This is a genomic window from Pseudomonas meliae (assembly GCF_001400515.1).
Classification (GTDB): Bacteria; Pseudomonadota; Gammaproteobacteria; order Pseudomonadales; family Pseudomonadaceae; genus Aquipseudomonas; species Aquipseudomonas amygdali.
In genome coordinates this window covers 1-7,263 of the sequence record NZ_LJQT01000197.1, presented here as the reverse complement: position 1 = coordinate 7,263, position 7,263 = coordinate 1, and the positions used below count along the sequence as shown (strand labels likewise).

Below are 7,263 nucleotides of genomic sequence, written 5' to 3'. Positions count from 1 at the left end.
ATTGTTCAGCGTCTCCCTAGCTGACTCGCATCACGACGTAATTCTTTACAGTGTTCTGCTCAAGTTACCCACCTGGCCACCCGACACACTCAGGTGGCTTGGGCCAGTAGGTGCAAGGAACGCGAAGATCAGCCAGACGCACCGTTTCTGACCACGTCACGACGGGCGGATCTGGCTTTTCGAGGGTCATGGGGCGATATGTCCTCCGACACGAACTAAGGAACGGCCATTGAAGCTGGAAATCAAGAATAGCCTTTCGGTAAAGTTGCTGCGCGTCGTACTGCTTTCGGCGCTGCTGGTAGGCGTCGTACTAAGCTGTGCGCAAATTGTTTTCGACGCCTACAAGACGCGTCAGGCCGTGGCGAACGATGCCGAACGAATTCTCGGAATGTTCCGCGATCCCTCCACGCAGGCCGTTTACAGCCTGGACCGCGAAATGGGCATGCAGGTCATCGAGGGCCTGTTTCAGGATGACGCGGTACGCATGGCATCGATAGGACACCCCAACGAAAGCCTGCTCGCAGAAAAAGACCGCCCGCTGAAAAGCTCTCCAACCCGCTGGCTGACAGACCTTATCCTCGGCCAGGAGCGCAGCTTCACCACGCAACTGGTCGGTCGCAGCCCCTACAGCGAGTATTACGGCGACCTGCGTATCACGCTGGACACTGCCAATTACGGCGAAAGCTTTCTGGTCAATGCCGCAATCATCTTCATCGCTGGTGTATTGCGTGCATTGGCAATGGGGCTGGTGTTGTACCTGGTCTATCACTGGTTGCTGACCAGGCCACTGTCGAAAATCATCGAACATCTGATCGCGATCAACCCCGACCGCCCCAGCGAACACCAATTGCCACTGCTCAAAGGCCACGAGAAAAACGAACTGGGGATTTGGGTCAATACCGCCAACCAGCTGCTGGCCTCCATCGAGCGCCACACTTATCTGCGCCACGAGGCGGAGAACAATCTGCAGCGCATGGCGCAATACGATTTCCTGACCGGCCTGCCCAACCGGCTTCAGTTGCAGATCGGTCTGGACAGAATTCTCGAAGATGCGGGGCGTCAGCAGCACCGGGTCGCGATTCTCTGCGTTGGCCTGGATGACTTCAAAGGTATCAACGAACAGTTCAGCTATCAGGCAGGCGATCAACTGTTACTCGCGCTGGCTGACCGGCTACGCGCCCACAGCGGGCGACTCGGCGCTCTGGCGCGACTGGGCGGCGATCAGTTTGCACTGGTGCAGGCCAAAATCGAGCAACCCTATGAGGCAGCAGAGCTGGCGCAGAATATTCTGGATGAGCTGGAGGCCCCGTTTATAGTCGGTGAACAGCAGATCCGCTTACGAGCGACCATTGGCATAACGCTGTTTCCCGAGGACGGCGACAACACCGAGAAACTGCTGCAAAAAGCTGAACAGACCATGACGCTGGCCAAAGCCCGCTCGCGTAACCGGTATCAGTTCTACATCGCCAGCGTCGACAGCGAAATGCGCCGCCGTCGTGAACTCGAAAAAGATCTGCGCGAAGCCTTGCCGGGCAATCAGTTGTACCTGGTCTATCAGCCGCAGATCAGCTATCGCGATCACCGCATCGTTGGCGTGGAAGCCTTGATCCGCTGGCAACATCCAGAGCATGGTCTGGTGCCGCCAGATGTATTCATCCCGTTGGCCGAGCAGAATGGCACCATCATCGCCATCGGCGAATGGGTGCTTGATCAGGCCTGTCGCCAGTTACGCGAATGGCTTGATCAAGGCTTCACCGACTTGCGCATGGCGGTCAACCTGTCGACCGTGCAACTGCACCACGCGGAACTGCCGCGTGTGGTCAACAACCTGTTGCAGATCTACCGCCTGCCACCGCGCAGCCTGGAACTGGAAGTGACCGAAACCGGCCTGATGGAAGATATCAATACCGCCGCCCAGCACCTGCTGAGCCTGCGACGCTCCGGCGCCTTGATCGCCATCGATGATTTCGGTACCGGTTACTCGTCGCTGAGTTACCTGAAAAGCCTGCCGCTGGACAAGATCAAGATCGACCGGAGTTTCGTTCAGGACCTGATTGACGACGACGATGACGCCACCATCGTGCGGGCCATTATCCAGCTGGGTAAAAGCCTTGGCATGCAGGTCATCGCCGAGGGTGTGGAGACGCTCGAGCAGGAAGCCTATATCGTCACCCAGGGCTGTCACGAAGGCCAGGGCTACCTGTACAGCAAGCCGCTGCCCGGTCGGGAATTGCTGGCCTACCTGAAACAGTCGAGAGAGCGTAACGCCGCCAGCCTTTGAACGGCAGTGCTCTTTCGAGCCATCTTGAAACCGACTGTTACAACCTGCTGAATACCTGAACACGACCGCAAAGGCGTTTTGCCTTTACATCGAATGCAAATCTTTCGCATCATGTCGCAGATTTTCTGGGCGCACCCCGCCATCAACTTTATCGACGCAGGATTCCGTCATGATTCGTATGCCTCTGGCAACCGCTAGTCTGTTGGCCATCGCTATCTCTCTCGCCGGTTGTGGCGAAGGCAAGGACAAGGCTGCCGCCCCGGCACCCACGCCAGCCGCTGCTCCTGCGACTCCCGCGGCGACGCCTGCTGCCCCTGCTCCGGCCGCAGCCGCCCAGACTGACGACGCGGCGGCCAAGGCTGTGGTCGCGAATTACGCCAACATGGTGTCTGCGGTGTTCGACGACGCCGAAGCTGGTGCGAAAAAACTGAGCACCGCCGTCGACGCATTCCTGGCAAAACCCAACGATGAAACTTTGAAAGCCGCACGGGATGCGTGGGTAGCTGCGCGTGTGCCTTACATGCAGAGCGAAGTCTTCCGCTTCGGCAACACCATCATCGACGACTGGGAAGGACAGGTTAACGCCTGGCCCCTGGACGAAGGCCTGATCGACTATGTCGCCAAGGATTACCAGCATGCGCTGGGCAACCCGGGCGCGACTGCCAATATCATCGCCAACACCGAAATTCAGGTCGGCGAAGACAAGGTCGACGTGAAGGAGATCACCTCCGAAAAACTCGCCAGCCTGAACGAGCTGGGCGGTTCCGAAGCGAACGTTGCTACCGGCTACCACGCTATTGAATTTCTGCTGTGGGGCCAGGACCTGAACGGCACCGGCCCTGGTGCCGGCGCACGTCCAGCCAGTGACTACCTCGAAGGTGCCGGCGCGACCNCGGCGGCCACAACGACCGCCGCCGCGCCTACCTCAAGGCCGTTACCGATCTGCTGGTCAGCGATCTGGAAGAAATGTCCGGCAACTGGAAGGCCGGCGTTGCCGACAACTACCGTGCCACGCTGGAAGCCGAATCCGGCGAAAGCGGTCTGCGCAAAATGCTCTTCGGCATGGGCAGCCTGTCGCTGGGTGAACTGGCGGGCGAGCGTATGAAAGTCGCACTGGAAGCCAACTCCAGCGAAGACGAACACGACTGCTTCAGCGACAACACGCACAACTCGCACTTCTACAACGGCAAGGGTATTCGCAACGTTTACCTGGGCGAATACACGCGCACCGATGGCAGCAAAGTAAGCGGCCCGAGCCTTTCGTCTCTGGTTGCCAAGGTAGACCCTGCCACCGACGCCACCTTGCGCGCCGATCTGGACGACACCCAGGCCAAGCTACAGGTCATCGTTGATCACGCCAACAAGGGTGAGCACTTCGACCAGTTGATCGCTGCCGGCAACACGGCAGGCAATCAAGTGGTGCGTGACGCCATTGCTGCGCTGGTCAAACAGACGGGGGCTATCGAACAGGCCGCTGGCAAGCTCGGCATCACCGACCTGAACCCGGACAACGCTGATCACGAGCTCTGACAGGTACTGTTTGCGGTAACAACCAATGCCGGTCAGTTCACTGACCGGCATTTTTTATGCCTGACCGATATGCGCATCAGGTCTGGCCAGCGATATTTCGGCGATCTTTGTAGGGCCTTTCCCAAAGTCATTTCTGCGTATTGAAAACGTTTCCCATACCGCCGAATATCCGCGCCCCTTGCCCCATCAAAGCGCGCACATGTTTGAATTTGAATCAGGCCCTGGCGGTCGTCATGGTCGAAAAACGCTTATCTGCTGCTCAACGCCATCAATCTCCCACAGTTGAGAAGAAAGCTTTTCGAGTGGAATCCAGCGCCGATCTGCGCGCTGCTTTTTCTGCAAACCCGCTTCAGCGAATTACTGGATCACTCGCCCGCCCTGGTTCAGATCGACGGCCCACACGACCCGACTTTTTCAAATTTTTTGACTTGCGCGCGCGAAGAATGGGGTCTGCTGCTATTCAGCGACGCCGACCACAAGACAGTGGCTGATCACCTGCGCTGGCTGGTGTTCGTTGATAAACCAACAGGCAGGGCCTGCCACTTGAACCTTTCCGACCCGCCTGTCGCCAACGCGCTGTTCGGGCTTCATCCGGAGCACACCGACAATAGGCTGTTTGGCCCTATCGACAGCGTTTATGCAGTAGATGTCATTACTGAACACTGGGTCCAGCACGAGCGCCGTGGGGAGCCAGCCGGTCATGACAAAACTGTTCTGTATCGGATGAACGACCGGCAGATGGAGGCCATGAATGACGTCGCGTTTCGCCTGATCGTGATCAGTCTTGACCAGCACTTGCGCACATTTTTTCCGGCCTACCTCACATCCACGGGTTTGAAGTCGCGATACAGCCATGTGCATGCGCTGGCCGTCACAGCCTATGAAGCAGGCTTCAACAGCGAAGCGGATATTTTCCACTACGCCAACGTCACCTGCTTTCTGGCTACCCAGCCAGTCGAGTCGCATCTCGATATCAGAGCGCTGATGAATGAAAAGTCCTCATTGACGCCATCCCGGCGTATTCAACAGGCCAACTGGCTGGCAGTGAAACGCAGTCGCGAACCGCACGGAGCAACCCGGCCATGAGTCGCAAGACACTTTCCCCTGTGGACAAAGCCTATTGGGAGTCCAGAGCAAAAAGCCATATTGATGCCCGCAACAGTACGAGCAACTGCCCGTTGATGGGCACCAAAGTCCAGCTATTGCCACTGCGTTACGGTCGCGTGGAACGGCTTCATAACCTGCCGGATACCTCGGGTTACAGAGACTTGAAACGACCGCTCGGCTTGCGCCTGGTGCGTGACGGCTATCTGTATGTGATTGATGAAAGCAGTGGTTACCTGCATGAGTATCGCCTAGACAACGGCGTGCCGACCAAACTGCTCTGGCAGGACCGGGAAGTCGCTCAGGATGTCAGGCAGACCACAATTGGCGAGCACACCCTGATCTTTGCCCGCGATACAACATTGCATGTTGCCTATGCCGAACTGCAATGGACCGCCGCCAAATGCACCCATGTGCTGGCCAGCGCTGCAGACCGTTTCTATTTCATGCAAAAAGTGAATCTGGCTGCAGCCGATTGCCAGCAAGGCGGTGTCCACCTTCGCGTCGAACAGCAGGTCAGAGAGCAACTTGCCGAGCTCGCCGAGTTGCCGGCACAGCAATGCACTACACCCGAGATGCCCGAAGGAGAACGCCAGGACTATGTCTGGGAGCATCTGCCACTGTTTCGCGAGGCGCACATCGGCGAGTTGAAAAATACACTCAACCCGTTCTACGAACTGAATCACCTGTATCTGGTGCTCGACGACAGCATCGGCATTCTGCGTGACCTTGCGCAGGAGCAGGACGAGGTAGTGGGCTGGCTCAACCAGTGGCGTGAGCGCAACAACAATGAAATGCGTTACATCACCGCCAGCTACATTGACACACTGATGAGCGTTGGCGAAAACACTGCCCGGCAGACAAGCCCTGACTCGAAACTGCTGAAGAACACAACGCCCGAACAACGCACGCGCATTTACGATTACCTGAATGCGCGCAATGACTGGCATCGGGAACACCATCAAGGGCCTGTGCCAGCCACTACTTCAGCGGGGCAGTATTCCGCCATGCGCGGGGGTGCGCACGCCGAGCGGCCGCAAACCAGGTTTGCCAGACTCGACATGGAAAACAAGCACTCACAGATGGTGCTCATACTTGGCAAACCACTCCATGAAGAACTGAAAGACGACATTGAAGCGCTGGAAGAGAACAGCCAAGGCACGCTAAACGGTGTGGGCCTCGGCTCACGAGGTATTTACGACCTTGTTCGTCACCAGGAAATGCAAGCCTATCTGACTCAGGAGCGCTCGCACCTTCAACGCTGGACGCAGCGCCTGGACGATATCACCCATGATCGCGTGCGCCTGTTCACTCAAGGGGAGCTCTTTCGAAGTGCCTGGTACTTCGACCCAGACCATCCCGACCAGTTGAAAAGCGCCTTGGCGATGGAGCTCAACTGCACCCGCGACCTGTGCCGCACCGACGAAAGCCTGCGCAGGGTCAGCGACTACTTTCACGACAACCCCCACTACATTCTGCCGGTGTTCTACGGGCGTCTGGACATGGACTTTCTGCGCGCCAAATCAGGCAGCCTGCTCAAGTGGCTGGATGATATTCACAACTTCAGCGACGGACTGGCCGATGCGCAAAGGCGCGTCGCTGATATCAGCCACATCATGGGCAATCACTGGACCAACAGTCTGAACCTGGCCCCCGCCGCCCTACCCTTTCATCAAGCCGTCAATGCCAGTTACATCCCGGCCGTCGCCCTGCACCTGGAGCGCTGGCTGATTGAAATGCAAAAGCAGTTGAACAGCCCGCAGCTACGCCAACACCTGGATAACTTCAGCAAGGCAAGCAATCGAGCACAACGACTGGGCATGCTGGTGGCGCTGCAACAGGAAGCCGTCACCCTGAGAGTTGCAAACGAAACCGACGTGACAAAATTTCGCGACAACTTCGTGCGCTTGAATCAGCTGCTTGCTACCGAAGACGACCTCATCAGAGAGCGCAACCGCCTCACCAAACTTATCAACCGCCGCACACTGACAGCGGATCAACATCAAGGTCTGCTTTACGAAAGGCAATACACCAACAAACGGCTGCTGCAGACCCGCAACATGCGCGACGCGCTGCGCCGAGACCTGGAAAAAGCCATTACCCCGACCGGTAACCCGCACAACGGCGCGATTGGCGTTCGACTGGATATCACTGACCCGCAACTGCACGCGCTCAATGCCGAAATTGACAGGCTGCGTGCTGGTGCGTTTGGGTGGTATGCGACTCAGGGGGCGGCTGCAGCGGCGTTGAAGGGTAGTTTCTTTCCTTTACTGGCGGTGTATTTACAGGTTGGGAATCTGGGGGAGGCTTGGAGTGTTTGGAAAGCATCAAAGGATTCTCCGATCAAG

2 protein-coding genes and 2 pseudogenes are annotated in these 7,263 nt (G+C 57.5%); all 4 read left to right on the top strand.

What is annotated here, in order from left to right; translation table 11 throughout:
• Window positions 1–229 precede the first annotated feature (229 nt).
• The gene (locus ALO64_RS08940; RefSeq protein WP_044345427.1) at window positions 230–2,281 is read left to right on the top strand and encodes a putative bifunctional diguanylate cyclase/phosphodiesterase; all 2,052 of its coding nucleotides are present in this window, start codon (window positions 230–232) and stop codon (window positions 2,279–2,281) included.
• A 169-nt stretch (window positions 2,282–2,450) separates the two neighbouring features.
• Window positions 2,451–3,811, top strand: a pseudogene (locus ALO64_RS08935) (imelysin family protein).
• Window positions 3,812–4,010: 199 nt separating this feature from the next.
• Window positions 4,011–4,897: pseudogene (locus tag ALO64_RS08930) on the top strand (DUF4123 domain-containing protein).
• Window positions 4,894–7,263, top strand: a 2,370-nt coding sequence (locus ALO64_RS08925; protein WP_054991701.1) for a toxin VasX, incomplete at its 3' end; no start/stop codon positions are given. The pseudogene ALO64_RS08930 and the gene ALO64_RS08925, both read left to right, overlap by 4 nt.